21 protein-coding genes, 1 pseudogene and 1 riboswitch are annotated in these 19123 nt (G+C 67.9%); of the genes and pseudogenes, 13 read left to right on the forward strand and 9 right to left on the reverse strand.

Annotated features, from left to right (window positions below; genetic code table 11):
* Window positions 1–51 precede the first annotated feature (51 nt).
* From QM789_RS09050 to QM789_RS09060, 3 genes are read right to left on the reverse strand one after another with little or no spacing between them, the layout of a single operon-like run.
* Entirely contained in the window at window positions 52–1320 is a 1269-nt protein-coding gene (locus QM789_RS09050) for a bifunctional folylpolyglutamate synthase/dihydrofolate synthase (RefSeq protein ID WP_420351595.1), read from the reverse strand.
* 9 nt (window positions 1321–1329) lie between these two features.
* Window positions 1330–2238 (reverse strand): acetyl-CoA carboxylase, carboxyltransferase subunit beta, encoded by a 909-nt coding sequence (gene accD, locus QM789_RS09055; RefSeq protein ID WP_420351596.1) that lies wholly within the window; start codon window positions 2236–2238, stop codon window positions 1330–1332.
* A 58-nt stretch (window positions 2239–2296) separates the two neighbouring features.
* Complete coding sequence (locus tag QM789_RS09060; RefSeq protein WP_420351597.1) at window positions 2297–3184, reverse strand: CPBP family intramembrane glutamic endopeptidase; 888 nt, start codon at window positions 3182–3184, stop codon at window positions 2297–2299.
* Between the two features lie 580 nt (window positions 3185–3764).
* On the opposite strand from QM789_RS09060, the gene QM789_RS09065 reads away from it, so the two are divergent.
* Genes QM789_RS09065 through QM789_RS09075 form a run of 3 tightly spaced genes read left to right on the forward strand, consistent with a single transcriptional unit; the run spans window position 3765 to window position 5197 of the window.
* A complete protein-coding gene (locus QM789_RS09065) occupies window positions 3765–4109 on the forward strand; it encodes a hypothetical protein (RefSeq protein WP_420351598.1) in 345 nt (114 codons plus the stop codon).
* A 37-nt stretch (window positions 4110–4146) separates the two neighbouring features.
* Window positions 4147–4614, forward strand: a complete 468-nt coding sequence (locus tag QM789_RS09070; RefSeq protein WP_420351599.1) for a copper chaperone PCu(A)C — start codon at window positions 4147–4149, stop codon at window positions 4612–4614.
* A gap of 1 nt (window position 4615) precedes the next feature.
* Entirely contained in the window at window positions 4616–5197 is a 582-nt protein-coding gene (locus QM789_RS09075; RefSeq protein WP_420351600.1) for an SCO family protein, read from the forward strand.
* Here QM789_RS09075 and QM789_RS09080 read toward each other — a convergent pair.
* On the reverse strand, window positions 5194–6087 hold the full coding sequence (locus QM789_RS09080) for a LysR family transcriptional regulator (RefSeq protein ID WP_420351601.1): 894 nt from the start codon (window positions 6085–6087) through the stop codon (window positions 5194–5196). The genes QM789_RS09075 and QM789_RS09080 overlap by 4 nt on opposite strands.
* A 123-nt stretch (window positions 6088–6210) precedes the next feature.
* On the opposite strand from QM789_RS09080, the gene QM789_RS09085 reads away from it, so the two are divergent.
* Together QM789_RS09085 and ygiD are read left to right on the forward strand one after the other, a co-directional pair.
* The gene (locus QM789_RS09085; protein ID WP_420351602.1) at window positions 6211–6612 is read left to right on the forward strand and encodes a DoxX family protein; all 402 of its coding nucleotides are present in this window, start codon (window positions 6211–6213) and stop codon (window positions 6610–6612) included.
* Window positions 6613–6625: 13 nt separating this feature from the next.
* On the forward strand, window positions 6626–7441 hold the full coding sequence (ygiD, locus tag QM789_RS09090) for a 4,5-DOPA dioxygenase extradiol (protein ID WP_420351603.1): 816 nt from the start codon (window positions 6626–6628) through the stop codon (window positions 7439–7441).
* Here ygiD and QM789_RS09095 read toward each other — a convergent pair.
* Genes QM789_RS09095 through QM789_RS09105 form a run of 3 tightly spaced genes read right to left on the reverse strand, consistent with a single transcriptional unit; the run spans window position 7435 to window position 10596 of the window.
* A complete protein-coding gene (locus QM789_RS09095; RefSeq protein ID WP_420351604.1) occupies window positions 7435–8127 on the reverse strand; it encodes an ATP-binding cassette domain-containing protein in 693 nt (230 codons plus the stop codon). The two genes, ygiD and QM789_RS09095, sit on opposite strands and share 7 nt — an antisense overlap.
* On the reverse strand, window positions 8111–9643 hold the full coding sequence (locus tag QM789_RS09100) for an ABC transporter permease subunit (protein ID WP_420351605.1): 1533 nt from the start codon (window positions 9641–9643) through the stop codon (window positions 8111–8113). Before QM789_RS09100 ends, QM789_RS09095 begins: the two co-directional genes overlap by 17 nt.
* On the reverse strand, window positions 9619–10596 hold the full coding sequence (locus tag QM789_RS09105) for a thiamine ABC transporter substrate-binding protein (RefSeq protein WP_420351606.1): 978 nt from the start codon (window positions 10594–10596) through the stop codon (window positions 9619–9621). Before QM789_RS09105 ends, QM789_RS09100 begins: the two co-directional genes overlap by 25 nt.
* 27 nt (window positions 10597–10623) lie before the next feature.
* A riboswitch (TPP riboswitch) is annotated at window positions 10624–10723 on the reverse strand.
* Window positions 10724–10810: 87 nt separating this feature from the next.
* Between QM789_RS09105 and aroC the strand changes: the two are divergent.
* The 8 genes and pseudogenes from aroC (at window position 10811) to QM789_RS09145 (ending at window position 17710) form a co-directional block, all read left to right on the forward strand.
* Window positions 10811–11913: pseudogene (gene aroC, locus QM789_RS09110) on the forward strand (chorismate synthase).
* 24 nt (window positions 11914–11937) lie between these two features.
* A complete protein-coding gene (locus QM789_RS09115) occupies window positions 11938–12558 on the forward strand; it encodes a TetR/AcrR family transcriptional regulator (protein WP_420351607.1) in 621 nt (206 codons plus the stop codon).
* A gap of 203 nt (window positions 12559–12761) precedes the next feature.
* Window positions 12762–13682: a manganese-dependent inorganic pyrophosphatase gene (locus tag QM789_RS09120; protein ID WP_420351608.1), complete on the forward strand. Its 921-nt coding sequence runs from the start codon at window positions 12762–12764 to the stop codon at window positions 13680–13682.
* A 95-nt stretch (window positions 13683–13777) separates the two neighbouring features.
* Entirely contained in the window at window positions 13778–14656 is an 879-nt protein-coding gene (locus QM789_RS09125) for a TIGR01459 family HAD-type hydrolase (protein ID WP_420351609.1), read from the forward strand.
* 117 nt (window positions 14657–14773) lie between these two features.
* Window positions 14774–15220, forward strand: a complete 447-nt coding sequence (locus tag QM789_RS09130) for a MaoC family dehydratase (RefSeq protein ID WP_420351610.1) — start codon at window positions 14774–14776, stop codon at window positions 15218–15220.
* Between the two features lie 34 nt (window positions 15221–15254).
* A complete protein-coding gene (locus QM789_RS09135) occupies window positions 15255–16178 on the forward strand; it encodes a bifunctional riboflavin kinase/FAD synthetase (RefSeq protein WP_420351611.1) in 924 nt (307 codons plus the stop codon).
* A gap of 36 nt (window positions 16179–16214) precedes the next feature.
* Window positions 16215–16661 carry a YcgN family cysteine cluster protein gene (locus tag QM789_RS09140; RefSeq protein ID WP_420351612.1) on the forward strand — a complete coding sequence of 149 codons (447 nt, stop codon included), beginning with the start codon at window positions 16215–16217 and terminating at the stop codon, window positions 16659–16661.
* On the forward strand, window positions 16661–17710 hold the full coding sequence (locus QM789_RS09145) for a threonine aldolase family protein (protein ID WP_420351613.1): 1050 nt from the start codon (window positions 16661–16663) through the stop codon (window positions 17708–17710). Before QM789_RS09140 ends, QM789_RS09145 begins: the two co-directional genes overlap by 1 nt.
* On the opposite strand, the gene QM789_RS09150 is transcribed toward QM789_RS09145, so the two are convergent.
* Window positions 17707–18498, reverse strand: a complete 792-nt coding sequence (locus QM789_RS09150; protein WP_420351614.1) for an alpha/beta fold hydrolase — start codon at window positions 18496–18498, stop codon at window positions 17707–17709. The two genes, QM789_RS09145 and QM789_RS09150, sit on opposite strands and share 4 nt — an antisense overlap.
* On the reverse strand, window positions 18495–19094 hold the full coding sequence (locus QM789_RS09155; RefSeq protein ID WP_420351615.1) for a 2-hydroxychromene-2-carboxylate isomerase: 600 nt from the start codon (window positions 19092–19094) through the stop codon (window positions 18495–18497). Before QM789_RS09155 ends, QM789_RS09150 begins: the two co-directional genes overlap by 4 nt.
* Window positions 19095–19123 lie beyond the last annotated feature (29 nt).

A 19123-nucleotide genomic window follows, 5' to 3' on the forward strand; every position in this document is an offset into this window, starting at 1 on the left:
ATAGGGGAGGGATGCTGGCGGCCCTATCCCGCACCCGCGCACAGGGTCTGTTCAGCCGTTCTCGCGCAGCACCTGCCCGGCGAGGTAGAGCGAGCCGCAGATCAGCACCCGGGCCCGCGGATCCTCGGCCGCGATCCGGTCGAGCGCCTTCTGCACCGAAGCGGCGGTCGCGGTTCGGGTAAATCCCGCCTGCCGCGCATCGGCCATGATCACCTCGGCGGGGACGGCGTTCGGCTCTTCGGGGATCGTCACGGCGGTCAGGCTCCCGGCCCGCGCGACCAGCGGGCGCATGTAGCCCACCACATCCTTCGTGTTGATCATGCCGCAGATCAGATGCGTCGGCCGCGCGGGCATCTGCGCCAGCGTCGCCGCCACCGCCGCGCCGCCCGCCGGATTGTGCCCGCCGTCCAGCCACAGTTCGATCCCCGGCGCGCTTTCCGCCAGCGGCCCCTTGCGCAGGCGCTGCATCCGGGCGGGCCATTCGGCGCGGCTCACGGCGGGTTCGGCTGCGTCGGGCAGGCCCAGCAGCCGCAGCGCGGCAATCGCGGCGCCCGCGTTCTGCACCTGATGCGGGCCGGGCAGGTTCGGCAGCGGCAGGTCCATCAGGCCCGTCTCGTCCTGAAAGATCAGCCGCCCGCGTTCCTCGGACACCATCCACTGCTGCCCATAGGCAAAGACCGGCGCACCCATTCGCGCGGCGCGGGTCTCGATCACCTCCAACCCCTCGGGCGCCTGCGGCCCCACCACCACCGGCACGCCGCGCTTGATGATGCCGGCCTTTTCGCCCGCGATCTCGGGCAGGGTCTCGCCCAGGAACTGCTGATGGTCGATCGACACCGGGGTGATGATGGTCAGCGCCGGATCCATCACATTCGTCGCATCCAGCCGCCCGCCAAGGCCCACCTCAAGCAGGGTGTAATCCGCGGGCGTCCGGGCAAAGGCCAGAAAGGCCGCGCAGGTGGTGACCTCGAAAAAGGTGATCGGCTCACCGCCGTTCACCGCATAGCATTCATCGAGCAGCGCCGACAGCGCGGGTTCGGAAATCAGCTCCCCCGCCAGCCGGATCCGCTCGTGGAACCGCGCCAGATGCGGCGAGGTATAGGCATGCACGCGCTTGCCCTGTGATTCCAGCCCGGCCCGGATCATCGCCTGGGTCGAGCCCTTGCCATTCGTCCCCGCGATATGGATCACCGGCGGCAGGGCACGCTCCGGATGGCCAAGCGCCGCCAGCAGCCGGTGCACCCGGTCCAGCGTCAGGTCGATCACCTTCGGGTGCAGCGTCATCAGCCGCCGCAGGATTTCGTCAGAGGGCTGGGTCATGGCAAACCATCAGGCGGCGGGGGTCTCGATCGGTTTGCCCGGCGGCGGCAGTTCGCCCGCAATCGCCGGGGGCTGGTTCATCAGCATCCGGGTGATCGTGATCAGTTCGTCGCGCAGGTGTTTGCGATGCGTCACCCGGTCCAGCATCCCGTGATCGAGCAGATATTCCGCGCGCTGGAACCCCTCGGGCAGCTTTTCGCGGATCGTCTGTTCGATCACGCGCGGCCCGGCAAAGCAGATCAGCGCGTTGGGTTCGGCGATCTGCACATCCCCCAGCATCGCATAAGAGGCCGTCACCCCCCCCGTGGTCGGATGGGTCAGCACGACGATATAGGGCAGGTGCGCTTCCTTCAGCATCTGCACGGCCACCGTGGTGCGCGGCATCTGCATCAGCGACAGGATCCCCTCCTGCATCCGCGCGCCCCCGGCGGCGGAAAACAGGATCAGCGGGCGTTTCAGCTTCACCGCGCGTTCGGCGGCGGCCACGATGGCATTGCCGACATACATCCCCATCGACCCGGCCATGAAGGCGAAATCCTGCGCGGCGGCAACAATCGGCGTGCGGCCCATCTCGCCCTCGGCGACCAGCATCGCCTCTTTCTCGGCGGTGGATTTCTGCGCGGCCTTCATCCGGTCGGGATATTTCTTCTGGTCGCGGAAATGCAGCGGATCGGGGTTCGGCTCGGGCACCTTCACCTCGGTGAAGATCCCGCCGTCGAACAGGTTGGCGAACCGCGCCCGCGGGCTGATCGCCATGTGATGGTCGCAATTGGTGCAAACGTTCAGGTTTTCCGCCAGCTCGCGGTGGAACAGCATCGTGCCGCATTCGGGGCACTTCGTCCAAAGATTCTCCGGCATCTCCCGGCGCGAGAACAGCGAGTTGATCTTCGGTTTGACGTAGTTCGAGATCCAGTTCATCCGGCTCAGCCCCTTCTAGCGTGAAGGGACAGATACGCTCCGGGGCCGGAAATTGCAATCAGACCCGCAACAGCACCCGCGCCGTCAGCCACGATACCAGCACCATCCCCGCATCCGTCGCCAGATAGGGCATCAGCATCGCCGGATCGCGCGGGTTGATGACCACGGTAAACAGTGCCAGCCCGTCCATTTCGCCATAAAGCCCGACAAGGAACATCGCCGAGAAATTGTTGGCGAAATGCAGCGCCAGCGCCGCGCCGAGGTTGCCCGTCCGCGCCGTCAGATCGGCGGCGAGGCAGCCGAACAGCACCGCCCAGACCACCGGCCAGAGCGCCATCGAGCCATAGGTCTCGGGCGCGTAATGCAGCGCCCCGAACAGGAGCGAGGGCAGCCCCATCCACATCAGCGGCGCCTGCGACCGCGCCGCCATCTGTTGCAGCAGATAGCCGCGGAAGACCATTTCTTCGGCGCCGATCTGCACCGCCAGAAGCGGCAAGGCGACGGGCAGCCACATCAGCGCCGTGCCAAGGGGCGTGGAGCGCCCGACATTGCCGTCCATCAGCGCGAGCGGAAACAGCGCGAGCATCAGCGCCAGAAGCGGCACCCCCACCCGCACCGCCGCCGCCGTAGCCCCGGCGCCGAACAACGTCCCCGCCGCGCGCCGGTGCAGCACCCGGGTGACGAAGGCCACCGCCACCGCCATCGGCGCGAAGGTCGCCAGCAGCATCGCCATGCCCCCCGGCGTCGCCGCCCGCCCGATCGCCGAGAGCACATGCACGAAGGCCAGATCCCCCAGCACCGCCTGCACCAGCCGCAGCCCGCCGACCAGCGCCACCCAGTAGAGCCCCGCGATCAGCACCAGCCCCGCCATCGTGCGCCACAATTCGCTCCGCTCCCGGGCGGGGGCGGCAAAGGCGGCAAGCGGGCGATAGGCGGGGGGCAGCATCGGGCATCCTGCGTCGATTTCGGCGCGACAGTGGCGACCTTTGCCGGGAATGTCCACCGGTGGCGGGTCGGAGACCCCGGCCGACGTGGGGCCGGTGCTGGCGGAGCGACGCAGTGCCCAAGACGCCAAACACGAGGTTCTTCCTGCGCGGGGCAAGGCGTCCGCCCGCGAACAGATCGAGGCTGGGAATAAGAAGCCGGGGGGCGAGGCGCGTTCTCTGCTATGAAAATGAGGGGCGGCTCTCCCTGCGCGGGGGCAGGCGGGAGGAACGCAAAAACCACCAACAAATTCGCGGCGGTCGGTTTCCGCGCGCGGGGTAGGGCTGTCCCCAATGTCTGACAAATCGTCTGGCGGCCCCTGTCCTGCGCGTGGGGGCCGGGCGATTGCGCAGGATTGGGAATCGGCGGTCGGCAAGTCCCTGTCCTGCGCGGGGGCCGGGCGCGCGGTTGGGGGCATCTGATGGTCAGCCGCCACGATAGCCGGGCGCCCCACCACCACGACACCGAGCCCCGTCGTGGGTGCCTATCCGCGTTGGGGGCTAGGCAGGGGCGGGGAAAGCGGGCAAGACTGCGGTATGCGGATGTTGTCGCGGATAGGTGCCCTCTGGGCTACGGTGGTGCTGCTGGCGGGGCTGGCGGCGATGGGTTTTGCCCATCGGGCGCCCTCGGTCGCGGAGGCGCGGCTGGCGGCGGCGGAGCTTGAGGGCGTCAGCGCCGCCGACCTGTGCGGCGATCTTTCCCAGCCGTATCACCACGATTGCCCGGCCTGTCACCTGAGCGGCCCGGTGCCGGTACCTGGCGCCGCCGGGGCCGTGTGGCATGCGCCGCTGCGGCTGCTGGCCGTGCTGCGGTTCGCGGGCGAAAACGAAACCGTCCGTCCGGTGCGTGACCCGGCGCGGGGCCTGCGCGCGCCGCCCCTTGCCTGAGGCCTTTCCCCCATAACGAACGGTTTCGGAGACGGACATGATTATCAGGACATTCCTCGCGGCCGCGCTGATTGGCCTTTCTTCCCCCGCGCTGCTGGCGCATGAGGCGCCGGTGACGGCGGGCGATCTGACGCTGAGCGGTGCCTTTACCCGCGCGACCCGGCCCGGGGCGCCGGTCGCGGGCGGCTTTCTCACCATCCGCAACGCGGGGGCCGAGGACCGGCTGACCGGCGGCTCCGCGCCCTTCGCCGCCGAAGTGCAGGTGCATGAAATGGCGATGGAGGGCGATGTGATGAAGATGCGTGCGCTGCCCGATGGCCTGCCCGTTCCGGCGGGGCAGGAGATCGCGCTGAAACCCGGCGGTCATCACCTGATGTTCATCGGGCTGAAGGCGCCGCTGGTCGAGGGCGAGACGGTCCCGGTCACGCTGACCTTCGCCAAGGCCGGGGCGGTGACGGTGCCGCTGAAGGTGCTCGCACCCGGCGCGCGGGGGATGGAGCATTAGTATGGGCCGGATCCGGCTGATCGCCTGGGCGCTGGTGGGGCTGATGCTGGCGGTGACGCTGTGGTTCGCAGTGCTGGCGCCGCGTTTTGATACGGCGGTGCAGAATACCCTGGGGCAGGGCGACTACCGGCTCGACACCACGGATGGCACGCCCTTCACCGCCGACACGCTGAAGGGGGCGCCCTCGGCGGTGTTCTTCGGCTACGCGCATTGCCCGGACGTCTGCCCGACGACGCTGGGCGACCTTGCCGGTTGGCAGGGGGAACTGGGCGATGCGGCGCGGGACCTGCGGATCTATTTCATCACCGTGGATCCGGAGCGCGACAGCCTGCCGATGCTGCGCGATTACCTGTCCTGGTCCGAGGGCGTCACCGGCGTTACCGGCCTGCGGGCCGAGGTGGACAAGGCGCTCAGGGCCTTTCGCATCTATGCGCGCAAGGTGGGCGAGGGCACGGACTATACGATGGACCACACCGCCTATGTGATCCTGTTCGACCGCGACGGGCGCTTCGTGCAGACGATTTCCTATCAGGAGGCGCCGGAGACCGCGCTGCCGAAACTGCGCGCGCTGCTTGGCGGTTAGCTCAGGCGCGTGCGGAAGTCCTCGGCCGCGAAGTCGATCAGGGCGCGGATCTTGCGCGGCAGGGTCCGCCCCTCCAGCCAGACGGCGCTGAGGGGCGCGTCCGGGCTGCGCCACTCGGGCAGAACCGGCATCAGCCGCCCGTCGTCCAGCGCGCGGCCCAGAACGAAATGCGGGCAATAGGCGATGCCCAGCCCGGAAACCGCCATGTCCCGCGCGACCTGGGCGCTGTTGACCATGAACCGCCCCCGGACCCTGACCGAAACTTCCTCGTCCTTCCGGCGCAGCAGCCATTGGCCCGGGCTTCGCCGGTTGGTGTCCAGAATGCAGTCATGCGCGGCCAGATCGGCGGGCGCCTGCGGCAGGCCCCGGCGCGCGACATATTCCGGCGCGGCCACCAGCGCGGCGCCGATCCCCGCCAGCCGCCGCGCCTTGAGCGACTGTTGCCCCGGCGCGCCGATCCGGAAGGCGAGGTCGATCCCCTGCGCGGCCAGATCGACATGGCTGTCATCCAGCCGCAGGTCGATCGACAGGTCCGGATGCGGCGCCGCGAAGCGCAGCAGCAAATCCTTCACATGGCTGGCGCCGAAGGTCACCGGGGCCGAAACCCGGATCACCCCGGAAAACCCCCGCGACCCTTCGGCGGCGACGGCCAGCATGTCATCGACTTCATCGAGCAGGGCGGGCGCGCGCAGCAGCAGATCCCGCCCCGCCGGCGTCAGGCCGACCCGCCGCGTCGTGCGCTGCAACAGCCGCACGCCCAGACGCTGCTCCAGTTCCGCCACATATTTCGACGCCAGCCGGTTCGACAGGCCCAGCCGCTCCGCCGCCGCGGTGAAGGAGCCCGTCTGCGCGGTAGCGACAAAGGCCCGCAGGCCGTCCAGAACATCCATGCCCCACCTTTCGGAACAATCTGTGCGCAGTCATTCGCCAATATCGCCATATCATTCCGTGTCGGCAAGGCGCATCTTCACCGGGAAAGGGGCACAGGGCCCCGCCAGATCGGGAAGACTGAAATGATCGACCAGAAACTCGCACCCTATGCCGCGCTGGTGCTGCGCGTGCTGACGGGGGTGCTGTTCATTGTCCACGGGCTGACGAAGCTCTTCGTGTTCACGCCGGCGGGCACCGCGGGCTATTTCGCCTCGCTCGGGCTGCCGGGGTTCCTGGGGCCGGTGGTGATGGTGCTGGAAATCGTCGGCGGGGCGATGCTGATCCTCGGGATCTGGGGGCGTATCGTCGCCGCCATCATGGTGCCAGAACTGCTGGGCGCGGCGCTGCTCGGCCATGCTGCCAACGGGTTCGGTTTCGGCAATCCGGGGGGCGGTTGGGAATATCCGGTGATGTGGGCCGTCGTCATGGGCGCGCTGGCGCTTCTGGGCGAGGGGGCGCATGCGCTCCGTCCGTTCCGGCGCTGAACAGGAGGGGAAAATGTCGTTGTCACAGGCCATGCAGGATCTGAAGGACAGGCTGAAAGCGTCCGACCGGATGCCGCTGGTGTTCCTGGGGCACGGCTCGCCGATGAACGCGATCGAGGACACCGCCTATGCGCGAAGCTGGGCGGATCTCGGTCGCGCGCTGCCGCGCCCGCAGGCGATTTTGGTGGTTTCCGCGCATTGGATGACGCGGGGAACGACGCTGGTCGATGTCTCGCGGCTGCCGAAAACCATCCATGATTTCTACGGCTTCCCGCCCGAACTTTACGCGGTGGATTACCCCGCGCCGGGGGCGCCGGACATCGCGCGGGAGGTGGCGGCACTGCTGGCCAGCCACCATGCGCAGGGGGATGACAGTTGGGGTCTCGACCATGGCGCCTGGTCGGTGCTGAAATGGCTCTATCCGGATCATGACGTGCCGGTGTTCCAATTGTCGATCGACATGACGCGGGAGTTCGACTGGCATGTGCAGACCGGCCGGGATCTGGCGGATCTGCGCAACCGGGGGGTGCTGATCCTCGGGTCCGGCAATGTGGTGCATAACCTGCGCGCGATGCGGCATGGCACGCCGCATGACTGGGCGGTGGCGTTCGATCAATATGTCGCCGAGCGGCTGGCGGATCGCGACATTGCCGCGCTGGCTGACCGGCGCGGGATGGGGGCGCTGTTGCAGATGGCGCATCCGACGCCCGACCATTACATCCCGGCGCTGACCATCGCGGGGGCGGCGGATGCGAAGGATCGGCTGGCCTTTCTGAACGCGTCGATCGACCTTGCGTCCTTGTCGATGCGCAGCTTCGTCTTTTACTGAAGATAGGCGCGCAGCACCTCGGGCGGGTTGTCGAGGAGGGCGGACGTCGGCTGTGGCGGCTGCGCTTCGCCACCTGCCACCAGAATGGTTTCGGGGCAGAGCCTGCGCGCATCGAGCGGATCATGGCTGACCATCAGCACGGTTGTGCCCTGTTCCGCCGCCATCTGCGCGACCAGCGCCAGCATGTCGGCCTTCAGCGCGGGGCCGAGCGCGGCGAAGGGCTCATCGAGCAGCAGCATCGGCCGCGCCCGCAAGAGCGCCCGCGCCAGCGCCACGCGCGACTGTTGCCCACCCGAAAGCTCCGCCGGGCGGCGTGTGCCGAGGCCCGCGAGATCCACCCGCTCCAGCACCGCCTCGATCCGCGCCCGGTCCTGTGGCGTCAGGCGCAGCGCGGGGCTGATCCCAAGGCCGATGTTCTGCGCCGCCGTCAGATGCGGAAACAGGTTCTGGTCCTGAAACAGGATCGACAGCGGCCGGTCCCCCGGCGCGGTGCGGGTGATCTCCGCGCCGTTCCACAGGATGCGCCCACCGTTGGGTGGCAGGAACCCGGCGATGGCCGATAGCAGCGTGGTCTTGCCCGCGCCCGAAGGGCCGATCAGCGCCACCCGCGCGCCGGTGGGCACGGTCAGGTTGGCATGCAGGCGGAAGGTGCCCTGTTGCAGGGTCAGGTCATCGAGGGTCAGCATTCTGTCCGATCCGGTCACAGGCCCAGAACAGGCCGAAGGCCAGCGCCATCAGCAGGCAGGCCGCGGCGGCGGCCTGATCCATCCGATAGGCGCCCATGAGTTGGTAAAGCGCGAGCGGTAGGGTCTGGCGCGATCCGTCCGAAAACAGCGTGATCACGCCCAGATCCCCCATCGAAAACGCCGCCGCCAGCCCCGCCGAGAACCCCAGCGGACGGGCCAGCCGGGGCAGTACCAGAAGCCGCAGCCGCGCCACCCCGCGCAGGCCCAGCGATGCCGCCAGCCGCCCGTAATCGGCGTGGAGCGCCCGGGCCTCGGGGATCAGCAGGCGCGCGGCGAAGGGCAGGCTCATCAGCGCATTGGCCAGAAGCGTGACGGGCAGGGCCAGCGAAGTCGGACTGACGAAGGGCCGCACGATCAAGAACAGTCCGGTGCCCAGCACGAGCGAGGAGGCCGTCATCGGCAGCGTCGCGGCGACCTCGGCCCATCGCGTGCGGGGGAGGGCGAGGGCGAGCACCAGCGCAAGGGTCAGAAGGGTAGACCCCACCGCCAGCACCAGCGACACCCCCGCCGCGCGCCACACCGTATCGGGCAGCAGGGGCAGCGCGGGCAGGCCGCGCGCGACGATCGTGGCCAGCGGCACCAGCAGGAAGGCCGCCGCCAGCGTGATCACCAGCGCATCCTTGGCCCGCCGCCATCCGCCCGGCGCCGCGATGCCCTGCACCCGGTCGAGCCCCGCGCCGAAGGCGGGCGGCGCGGTGATCCGCAGCGCCCCCGCCAGTGCGACCAGCGACACCGCCACCTGTACCAGCGCCAGCGCCGCCGCCCGGCCCATATCGGCATCGAAGCGGAACGCCTGGTAGATCGCCAGTTCCACCGTCGTCGCGCGCGGCCCGCCTCCCAGGATCAGCGCCACGGCGAAGGAGGTCAGACAGACGAGGAAGATCGACAGGAACGCGCCGGGCAGCACGCCCCGCAGCATCGGCCGTTCGAGATGCCGCGCGACATCGGAGGGGCCGAAGCCAAGGGACGCCGCCAGCCGCATCCGCTCCGCCGGGATCGCCTGCCAGCCATGCAGCACCATCCGCACCGCCAGCGGCAGGTTGAAGAACACATGCGCCGCGATCACGCCCTGCGCGCCATAGATCGTGATCTCCGGCAGGCCGAGCCAACCCAGCCCGGCATTCACCATCCCCCGCCGCCCGAACACCGCGATCAGTGCCATCACCGCCACCACCGTCGGCATCAGGAACGGCGCCCCCATCAGCGACACCAGCAGCCCGCGCCCGGCAAACCGCCGCCGCGCCAGCGCCCGCGCCACCGGCACCGCGCACAGACACGACAGCCCCGCCGACAGCGCGGCCTGCCACAGCGTGAACCACAGCGCCTCAAGATCCGCCGCGTTCAGCGCCGCGAGCCCGCCGCCGCGCCACGCCACCGCGCCGATCGGCGCAAGCACCAGCGCCACGACCAGAAGCGCCGCCCCCGCCGGGATCACTTGCGCAGCGCCCGCCGCCATTCCTCGATCGCCGGGCCGCGCAGGGCCTCGGCCTCGTCGCGGCTGTAGTAGAGCGTTTTTTCGGGGCGCGGCAGGGCGGCGAAACCGGGCGGCAGGAACCGGTCCCCGCCGGTCACCGGATAGGCCCAGTTCGCGGTGGCGATCATGCCCTGAAAATCGTCCGACAGGATATAATCCATGAACGCCTGCGCGAGGTCCGGATGCTGCGTCCGGCGCAGCTTCGCCGCCACTTCGGGCAGGAAATAATGCCCCTCCGGGAAGATCAGCGCGGCCTTGGTGTCGTCGTTTTCGGCGATGATGTGATAGGCGGGGGAGGTGGTGAAGCTCAGCACCATGTCCACCTCGCCATCGGTGAACAGGCCGTAGCTTTCGGACCAGCCCGGCGTGACGGTGAGCACCTTGGGCGCCAGCTTTGCCCAGGCCTCGGGCGCCTTGTCGCCCCAGACCGCCTTGACCCACAGCACCAGCGCGAGGCCCGAGACCGAGGCACGCGGATCCTGAATCGCGATCTTGAAATCATCCGGCGCATCCAGCAGCGCCTGGAACGACTGCGGCGGGTTCTTCAGCCGGGTCTTGTCATAGACAAAGGCGGTCTCGCTCCAGTCGAAGGGCAGGAAGATCGGATCGGTCCAGTCCACCGGCATCGTCAGCCGCGACAGATCCGCCCCGTGCGGCGCGAAGAGTCCGGTCGCCGCCGCCCGCGCGAGTTCGTCATTCGTCAGCCCGATCACCGCATCGGCGGCGGTCTTGTCCCCCTCCAGCAGGATCCGGGGCAGCACATCGCCCGCGACGAATTTCAGATCGCAGCCGCAGGTCTTTTCGAACCCCGCCTCGATCTTCGGCCCGGGCCCCCATTCGGAGGTGAAGTAATCCGGCGCATAGACCGTCAGCACGGGGGTTTCGGCACAGGCGGGCGTGGCCATCACGGCGGCCAGCAGCAGGGCTTTTCTCATCGGTCCTCCTCACGGGCCGGAGGGCAGCCCGAAGACCGGCACCTTCCCTCCGCCGGTTCCAGCCGGTTCAGGTTCGACGGGTTCGCTTGCGCATCTCAGCCCGTGACGGGCTCCCCGAGGTCCGGCCAGCATAGGCGAAGGCGCGCCCCCCGCAAGGGGAATCCGCTTGAGCGCCGCGCCCGCCCCGGCTATCCCAAGGGAAAGGGAGGCCGCGATGAGCTACAATACCTTCGGACATGTGTTCCGCGTCACCACCTGGGGCGAAAGCCACGGCCCTGCGCTTGGCGCCACGGTGGACGGCTGCCCGCCCGGCATCGCGCTGGACGAGGCGTTCATTCAGGTCTTCCTCGACCGCCGCAGGCCGGGGAAGTCCTCGATGACGACGCAGCGGCAGGAGGCGGATCGGGTGAAGATCCTGTCCGGCGTGTTCGAGGGCCGCACCACCGGCACGCCGATCCAGCTCATGATCGAGAACACCGACCAGCGGTCGAAGGATTACGGCGAGATCGCGCGGCAGTTCCGCCCGGGCCATGCCGACATCACCTATCACCAGAAATACGGCATCCGCGATTATCGCGGCGGCGGGCGGTCTTCGGCGCGGGAAACGGCGGCGCGGGTGGCGGCGGGCGGTGTCGCGCAGGCGGTGCTGGCGCAGATGGTGCCGGGGCTGCGGATCACCGGCTACATGGTGCAGATGGGCGTGAAGCATATCGACCGGCTGCGGTTCGACCGCGACGAGATCCTGCGCAATCCGTTCTTCATCCCCGATGCCGCAGTGGTCGATGAATGGTCGGACTACCTGGAGGCGATCCGCAAGAACCGCAATTCGGTCGGCGCGATGATCGAGGTGGTGGCCGAGGGCTGCCCCCCGGACTCGGCGCGCCGATCTATGCCAAGATGGACAGCGATCTGGCCGCCGCGATCATGTCGATCAACGCGGTGAAGGGCGTCGAGATCGGCGAGGGCATGGCCTCCGCCGGGCTGACCGGCATCGACAATGCCGACGAAATGCGCATGGGTGGCAATGGTCAGGTCGTCTATGAAAGCAACCTCGCGGGCGGCATTCTGGGGGGCATCACCACGGGCGAGCCGATCGTGCTGCGGTTCTCGGTCAAGCCGACGTCCTCGATCCTGACGCCGCGGGCGTCGGTCGATATGGACGGGCGGGAGGTCGAGGTGATCACCAAGGGCCGCCACGACCCCTGCGTTGGCATCCGCGCCGTGCCGGTGGCGGAGGCGATGATGGCCTGCGTGATCCTCGACCATCTGCTGCTCGACCGGGCACAGACCGGTGGCCTGCGCGGGCGTATCGGCTAGCACCGTCTTAGCCAAGGGGAAGCCATGTCACAGCCAAGACCCGTCATCCGCAAGGGGCGCAAATTCGACCAGGTGCTGGAGGGCGCCCGCACCGTATTCCTGCGCGACGGGTTCGAGGGGGCATCCGTTGACGATATCGCCGCGGCGGCGGGGGTGTCGAAGGCCACGCTCTACAGCTATTTCCCCGACAAGCGGCTTCTGTTCCTGGAGGCCGCGAAAAGCGAATGCGCCCGGCAGGCGGATGAGGCCGTGAACCCGATCGCCGCCACGGCCAGCGCGCGGGAGATGCTGCGCTATGTCGGCGGGCGGATCGTGGATTTCATCTCCTCGGATTTCGGCATGGCGATGTTCCGCATCGGCGTGGCCGAGGCGCAAAGGTTTCCGGAGATCGGGCGGGATTTCTACCAGAGCGGGCCGCTTTTGCTGCGCCAGCGGCTGGGCGGGCATCTGCGCGATTATGTCAACCGGGGGGAGCTGGCGATCGAGGACATCGACCTCGCCGCAGACCAGTTCGCCGAACTGTGCAAGGCCGACATCCACGCCCGGCTGATCCTGGGCGTGACGGAAAAGGTCAACCCGCGCGACGCCCGCCGGATCATCGACGGCGCGGTTGAGATGTTCCTCGCCCGCTACGCTGTCCGCTAGGGCCGGCAACGCGATTTTTCTGGTGCGACCAGTCCGGAACATGGGGAGCCGGACGGATCGTTCCGGCGGTGGCCGGGATCGGGCCCGGCTAATCCGTGGGGCCGCCGAGTCCTTCTGAAGGGGGCGTCATCGCCGCTCTGCGGGTGACAAGGTGCGGTTCAGCCACTATAACCCCGGCAAAAGCGATCAATCGAGGGATTCCCATGACCACCAAGGTTTTCGGCCACAAATCGCCCGATACCAACTCGACCGGCTCTGCCATCGTCTGGGCCTGGTACCTGAAGGAGGTGAAGGGCATCGACGCGGTTCCGGCGCTCTTGGGCGAGCCGAACACCGAGGCGCTCTTCGTGCTGAAGCACTGGGGTCTGGAAAAGCCCGCCATCATCGCGGGCGTCGAGCCGGGCGAGAAGGTCGTCATCGTCGATACCAACAACCCCGCCGAACTGCCCGAGGGCATCAACAAGGCCGACATCACCCAGATCATCGACCATCACAAGCTGGTCGGCGGGCTGGAAACCAAAGGCCCGATCGACATCACGATCCGGCCGCTCGCCTGCACGGCGACGATCATGTATGACCTGATGGGGGCTGATACTGTCGCGCTCCCCAAGGCGATCAAGGGCGCGATGCTGTCGTGCATCCTGTCCGACACGCTGGAATTCCGCAGCCCGACCACCACCGAACACGACAAGGCCGTGGCCGAACAACTGGCGGCGGATCTGGGTATCGTGATCGGCGACCTCGCCACCGCGATGTTCGAGGCGAAGTCGGATGTGTCGTCCTTCTCGGATGCCGCGCTGCTGCGGATGGATTCGAAGGAATACAACGTCGACGGGACCGAACTGCGGGTGTCGGTGCTGGAAACCACGGCGCCGAAGGTGCTTCTGGACCGCAAGGACAGCCTGATGGCCGCGATGCCCGCAGTGGCGCAGGAAGACGGTGCCGATCAGGTGCTGCTCTTCGTCATCGACATCCTGAACGAAGAGGCGACGCTGCTGGTCCCGAACGATCTGGTGAAGAGGATCGCCGAGGCGTCTTTCGGCTGCACCGTGTCGGGCGATACGGTCGTGCTGCCCGGTATCATGTCGCGCAAGAAGCAGATCATCCCGGCACTCAAGGTCTGAACCGGCGGGGCGGGGAACCCGCCCTTTGCCTTTTCACGGCCCTGCCATACATCTCCGATAGAAGCGGCGGCCAGGCCGCACGATTAGAGGCAGACATGACCCGCATCATTTCCTCCCTTGCCGAAGTTTCGGCCTCCTATGACGCCCTGTTGTGCGACCTGTGGGGGTGTCTGCACAACGGCGTCGCGCCGTTTCCGGCGGCGGTGGCCGCGTTGCAGGCCTATCGGGCGGGGGGCGGCAAGGTCGTCCTGCTGACCAATGCGCCGCGCCCGGCGAAATATGTGACCGGGACGCTCGACCGGATGGGCGTGCCGAAGGACGCCTACGACCTGGTGGTGTCTTCGGGCGACGCGGCGCAGGATGCGATGTTCGCGGGGGCCGTGGGGCGCCGGGTCTGGCACCTGGGGCCGGAGAAGGACAACGGCTTTTTCACCGAGGTTCCGCCGGAATGGCAGGGGCAGGCGGGGATCGAACTCGTGCCCTTCGAGGAGGCCGAGGGGATCGTCTGCACCGGCCCGTTCGACGAGATGAACGAGGTGCCCGAGGATTACCGCCCGCGTTTCCTGCTGGCCAAGACGCGCGGCCTGCCGATGCTCTGCGCCAATCCGGATGTGGTGGTGGATCTGGGCGACCGGCGGATCTATTGCGCCGGGGCGCTGGCGGCGCTTTACGAGGATATGGGCGGCGAGGCGCTGTATTTCGGCAAGCCGCATCCGCCGATCTACGATCTGGCGCGGCGCCGTCTGGCGGAGATCGGCGTGGGCGAGGAGGCGCGGCTTCTGGCGATCGGTGACGGGATCAACACCGATGTCGCCGGGGGCGAGGGCGAGGGGATGGATGTCCTGTTCGTCACCGGCGGTCTGGCGGCGGGGCAGTTCGGCTCCGATGTGGAGCATCCCGAGGCGGATCTTCTGGAGGCGTGGCTCGCCGCGCGTCAGCACGATCCGCAGTTCAGCATCGGGCGGTTGCGCTGAACCTTGCAGAAAACAATATTCCGCTATGATTTTTACGCGGGTAATATTGTTGCGTTCGTGATTGTCTCCATCGGCCCGGCGTGGTAAGCGCAGGGCCGAAAAACGCAGGAGGCGACCATGACCGAAGCGGGCGAAGCGTTCCGTCCCGGGACGATCTACATCGAGGACATGGAAATCGGCATGTCGCGCGAACTGGTGAAAGTCGTCACCGACCGCGACATCCAGCTTTTCGCCGAGGTGTCGACCGACCGCAATCCGGTGCATCTGGACGATGACTATGCCGCGACGACGCCGTTCAAGGGCCGGATCGCGCATGGCATCTTGACCGCCTCGCTGATTTCCGCGGTGATCGGGGAACAGCTTCCGGGCTATGGCACGGTCTATCTGGAGCAGACGCTGAAGTTCCGCCGCCCGGTCCGGCCGGGCTTCGAGGTGCGCGCGGTGGTGACGGTGACGGCGATCGACCACGATCGCAAGCGGGTGACCCTTGAAACCGGCTGCTTCGTGGGCGATACGATGGTCCTCGTGGGCGAGGCGCATGTCCTCGCGCCCTCGCGGATATAGCACTGACCGGCGGCCTCGTCGGAAGGCGGGGAAGATGCAGACATTCACCCGGTGGCGGGATTTGCCCGAAGCGGCGCGCGGCGCTTCGGTGGCGATGGGGAATTTCGATGGGGTCCATCTCGGGCACCGCTCGGTGATCGACCGGGCGCGGGGGCTTGGGCCGCTGGGCGTGGTGACGTTCGAGCCGCATCCGCGCGAGGTCTTCGCGCCCGACGCCCCGCCGTTCCGCCTGATGAATGCCGAGGCGCGGGCGAACCGGCTGGCGAAGCTGGGGGTGGAGCGGCTGTTTCAACTGCCCTTCGATCGCGATCTGGCGGGAATGAGCGCCGAAACCTTTGCCCGCGACGTGCTGGCGGAGGGGCTGGGCATCGCCCATGTCACCGTCGGGCGCGATTTTCATTTCGGCGCGAAGCGGCAGGGCGACGCCGGGGCGCTGGCCGATCTGGGCGCGCGCTTCGGCTTTGGCGTGACCGTCGCGCCGCTGTTGCAACTTGACGGGATCGAGGTGTCTTCGACCGCGATCCGCACCGCGCTGGCCGAGGGCCGCCCGCGCGATGCGGCGGCGATGCTGGGCCACCTGCACCGGATCGAGGGGCCGGTCCTGCATGGCGACAAGCGCGGCCGCGACCTGGGTTTTCCGACGGCGAACATGGGGGTTTCGGGCCTGCACCTGCCGCGTCTGGGGGTCTATGCGGTGAAGGTCGATGTGCTGACCGGGCCGCAGGCGGGCAGCTACCACGGCGCGGCGAGCCTTGGCGTGCGGCCGATGTTCGGCGAAAACGCCCCGAACCTGGAAACCCATATCCTTGATTTCAAAGGTGATCTTTATGGGCAGCACCTTTCGGTGGCGCTGGTCGATTACCTGCGGCCTGAGATGAAATTCGACGGCCTTCCCGCCCTGATCGCGCAGATGGACGCGGATGTCGCCCGCACGCGCGAAATCCTCGCGAAGGCCTGACTTGCCCTTGTCCCCCGTTTGCGCCACCTTGCCGCGATGACCCAGCTGCGCCCCGAATTCTGGACCCTTCCGCTTGGCCGCCTCAATCCGGCGGAGTGGGAAGCGCTGTGCGATGGCTGTGGCAAATGCTGCCTGAACAAGCTGGAATACGAAGACACGGGCGAACTGGAGTTCACCTCCGTCGCTTGCCGCCTTCTGGATGGCGAGACCTGCCGCTGTTCGCGCTATGAGACCCGGCGCGATTTCGTGCCCGAATGTGTGCAACTGACGCCGAAATCCATCCGCGAAATCGCCTACTGGATGCCGCGAAGCTGCGCCTATCGCCTGCGCTACGAAGGCAAGCCATTGGAAAAATGGCATTACCTGATTTCCGGGTCGCGTGATACGGTGCATGAGGCGGGCATCTCGGTGCGGGGCCGCACCGTGTCCGAAACCACCGTTCCGGAAGAGGACTGGGACCAATATATCATCGAGGAGCCGTGATGCATTTCGCTTCGGACAATACTTCGGGCGTCGCGCCGCAGGTCATGGCGGCGCTCAACGCGGCGAACGAGGGGCATGTGCCCTCCTATGGCGCCGATGCGCTCAGCGATGCGGTCCGGGACAAGATGCGCGACCTGTTCGACGCGCCCGAGGCCGCCGTCTATCTGGTGGCGACGGGGACGGCGGCGAATGCGCTGTCCTGCGCGGCGCTGACCAATCCCTGGGGTGCGATCTTCTGCCATCGCAACGCCCATATCGAAGAAGACGAATGCGGCGCGCCGGAATTCTACACCGGCGGGTCGAAGCTGGTTCTGGTCGACGGCCCGCATGGCAAGATGGATCCGGAGGAACTGCGCCGGACCATTGAACACACCGGGCGCGGCGGCATCCACAATGTCGAGCGCGGCATGGTGTCGATCACCAACGCGACCGAGGCGGGCACGGTGCATAACCCCGATGACGTCGCGCAACTGACGGAGATCGCGCAGGAATTCGGCCTGCCGGTGCATATGGATGGCTCGCGGATCGCCAATGCGCTGGCGCGGCTGGGCTGTCGGCCGGGAGAACTGACCTGGCGGGCGGGGGTTGATGTGCTGTCCTTCGGCGGCACCAAGAACGGCTGCATGGGGGTCGAGGCGGTGGTGATCTTCGATCCGGCCCGCGCGCATGAATTCGAGGTGCGGCGCAAGCGGGGCGGGCATCTGTTCTCGAAGAACCGGTTTCTGGCGGCGCAGATGCTGGGCTATCTGGCGGGGGGTGCTTGGCTAGAAACGGCGCGGCACGCGAACCGGATGGCCGCACGGCTGGCCGAGGGGATCGAGGACATTGCGGGCGGCAGCCTGCTGCACCCGACCGAGGCGAATGCCGTTTTTGCCACCCTGCCGCGGGCGCTGCACCGCCGGGCGCAGGAGGCGGGGGCGCATTATTACATGTGGCCCTTCGATCAGCCGCTGGAGGGGGATGACGACGAACCGCTGACGGCGCGGCTCGTCTGTTCCTGGGCGACGACGGAGGAGGAGGTCGACGACCTGCTCGACATCCTGCGCTAGCTGCGGTCGAGGTTCATCGCGATCAGATCGCTGACCTGTTTCGGATGGGTCAGCGGCGCCATATGCCCCGCGCCGGGGATCGAGGCCACGCCCACATCCGGCAGCCGCGCCGCGATCGCCTCGCAGACGGCGGGGCAGATTTCCGGGCTGCGCTGGCCGTAGATCAGCATCACCGGCGTGTCGACTGCCTCTAGCCCGCCGGGGCGGAAGATGTCGGCGGGGTCGGTGAAATTCGCCTGACTGACGTTTTCGATGATCGGCATCTGCCGGGTGAAGCGGTCGCGCTGTTTTTGCGGCAGTGCGTCCCAGGGCACGCCCGCGCCCCAGACCCCCATGAAGGAGCGCGCCGCATCCTCGAACCGGCCCTGCGCCATCAGGGTAATCAGATGGCTCTGCCGTTCGGACCATGCCTCCCAGACCGGAGTGCCGCGCACGGAGGAGAACAGCACCGGTTCCACCAGCGTCAGCGAGCGGATCGCCTCCGGTGCGCCGACGGCGATGCGCAGCGCGACCGAGGCGCCGAAGCTGTGGCCGATCAGGTCGACCGGGCGGTCGATGAAGCCCGCGGCGATCCGGGTGGCGAGGGTCTGATAGGCGCCGGGCGCGGGATCGGCCTGCCAGGGCGCGGATTGGCCGTGGCCCGGCAGGTCGAAGGTGGTGGCGGTGATCCGGTCGCCCAGCGGTGTCAGAACCGGGGTCCAGATCTCGGCCGACCCCAGCATGCAATGGATCGCCAGCGCGGGGCGGTCTCCGGTGCCGACGGTCTGCGAATGGATGCCCGGGGTCATCGCAGGCTCCCCAGATGATCGTCGAGGAAATCGAGCCGGTCCTGTCCCCAGAACCGCTGATCGGTCTCCTTCACGATCCAGAACGGCGCGCCGAAGACGCCGCGCTCGACCGCTTCCTCAAGGTTGCGCTCATAGGTCATCGCGCCGTCGAACAGGCCGGTGGTGGCGAGGTTCGGGTCAAAGCCGTTCGCCGCCAGCTTGTCGCGGATCACCTCGTCCTCGGCGATGTTGCGATCCTCGGCCCAGACGGCAGTGAGGATCCCCTGCACCAGCCCCGGCAGATTGCCACCCCCGGCCTTCTGCGCGGCGATGATCGCATAGGAGGCGGGCGCGGGATTCGGCGGATAGATTGTCGGCTGCTTCAGCGGCATCTCCAGCCGGGCCGACCAGCGCGCCATTTCCTGCGCCCGATATTCCAGCCGGTTCGGGTGCCGCGCGGCGGGCCGGGTGCCGCCGGTGCGGTCGAACAGCGCGATGATGTCGAGCGGCTTCCACGTCACGCTGGCCCCATGCCGCGCGGCGATTTCGTCAAAGCGCGGCCCGGCCAGATAGGTCCACGGGCTGAAGACCGAGAAAAAATAGTCGATATGGGCCATCGGGGCCTCCTCCTGATTTGCGGGGACGT

This window comes from Paenirhodobacter sp. (assembly GCF_047600745.1).
Taxonomy (GTDB): Bacteria; Pseudomonadota; Alphaproteobacteria; order Rhodobacterales; family Rhodobacteraceae; genus Rhodobacter.

What these genes read in the sequence shown, in the direction of transcription:
- ygiD (WP_420351603.1), top strand. Translation starts at nt 6,626, where the DNA reads ATGTCGTTGTCACAGGCCATGCAGGATCTGAAGGACAGGCTGAAAGCG.
- QM789_RS09155 (WP_420351615.1), bottom strand. Translation starts at nt 19,094, where the DNA reads ATGGCCCATATCGACTATTTTTTCTCGGTCTTCAGCCCGTGGACCTAT.
- QM789_RS09150 (WP_420351614.1), bottom strand. Translation starts at nt 18,498, where the DNA reads ATGACCCCGGGCATCCATTCGCAGACCGTCGGCACCGGAGACCGCCCC.
- QM789_RS09065 (WP_420351598.1), top strand. Translation starts at nt 3,765, where the DNA reads ATGTTGTCGCGGATAGGTGCCCTCTGGGCTACGGTGGTGCTGCTGGCG.
- QM789_RS09140 (WP_420351612.1), top strand. Translation starts at nt 16,215, where the DNA reads ATGACCCAGCTGCGCCCCGAATTCTGGACCCTTCCGCTTGGCCGCCTC.
- QM789_RS09100 (WP_420351605.1), bottom strand. Translation starts at nt 9,643, where the DNA reads ATGGCGGCGGGCGCTGCGCAAGTGATCCCGGCGGGGGCGGCGCTTCTG.
- QM789_RS09070 (WP_420351599.1), top strand. Translation starts at nt 4,147, where the DNA reads ATGATTATCAGGACATTCCTCGCGGCCGCGCTGATTGGCCTTTCTTCC.
- QM789_RS09095 (WP_420351604.1), bottom strand. Translation starts at nt 8,127, where the DNA reads ATGCTGACCCTCGATGACCTGACCCTGCAACAGGGCACCTTCCGCCTG.
- QM789_RS09080 (WP_420351601.1), bottom strand. Translation starts at nt 6,087, where the DNA reads ATGGATGTTCTGGACGGCCTGCGGGCCTTTGTCGCTACCGCGCAGACG.
- QM789_RS09115 (WP_420351607.1), top strand. Translation starts at nt 11,938, where the DNA reads ATGTCACAGCCAAGACCCGTCATCCGCAAGGGGCGCAAATTCGACCAG.
- QM789_RS09085 (WP_420351602.1), top strand. Translation starts at nt 6,211, where the DNA reads ATGATCGACCAGAAACTCGCACCCTATGCCGCGCTGGTGCTGCGCGTG.
- QM789_RS09075 (WP_420351600.1), top strand. Translation starts at nt 4,616, where the DNA reads ATGGGCCGGATCCGGCTGATCGCCTGGGCGCTGGTGGGGCTGATGCTG.
- QM789_RS09135 (WP_420351611.1), top strand. Translation starts at nt 15,255, where the DNA reads ATGCAGACATTCACCCGGTGGCGGGATTTGCCCGAAGCGGCGCGCGGC.
- accD (WP_420351596.1), bottom strand. Translation starts at nt 2,238, where the DNA reads ATGAACTGGATCTCGAACTACGTCAAACCGAAGATCAACTCGCTGTTC.
- QM789_RS09130 (WP_420351610.1), top strand. Translation starts at nt 14,774, where the DNA reads ATGACCGAAGCGGGCGAAGCGTTCCGTCCCGGGACGATCTACATCGAG.
- QM789_RS09105 (WP_420351606.1), bottom strand. Translation starts at nt 10,596, where the DNA reads ATGAGAAAAGCCCTGCTGCTGGCCGCCGTGATGGCCACGCCCGCCTGT.
- QM789_RS09060 (WP_420351597.1), bottom strand. Translation starts at nt 3,184, where the DNA reads ATGCTGCCCCCCGCCTATCGCCCGCTTGCCGCCTTTGCCGCCCCCGCC.
- QM789_RS09120 (WP_420351608.1), top strand. Translation starts at nt 12,762, where the DNA reads ATGACCACCAAGGTTTTCGGCCACAAATCGCCCGATACCAACTCGACC.
- QM789_RS09050 (WP_420351595.1), bottom strand. Translation starts at nt 1,320, where the DNA reads ATGACCCAGCCCTCTGACGAAATCCTGCGGCGGCTGATGACGCTGCAC.
- QM789_RS09145 (WP_420351613.1), top strand. Translation starts at nt 16,661, where the DNA reads ATGCATTTCGCTTCGGACAATACTTCGGGCGTCGCGCCGCAGGTCATG.
- QM789_RS09125 (WP_420351609.1), top strand. Translation starts at nt 13,778, where the DNA reads ATGACCCGCATCATTTCCTCCCTTGCCGAAGTTTCGGCCTCCTATGAC.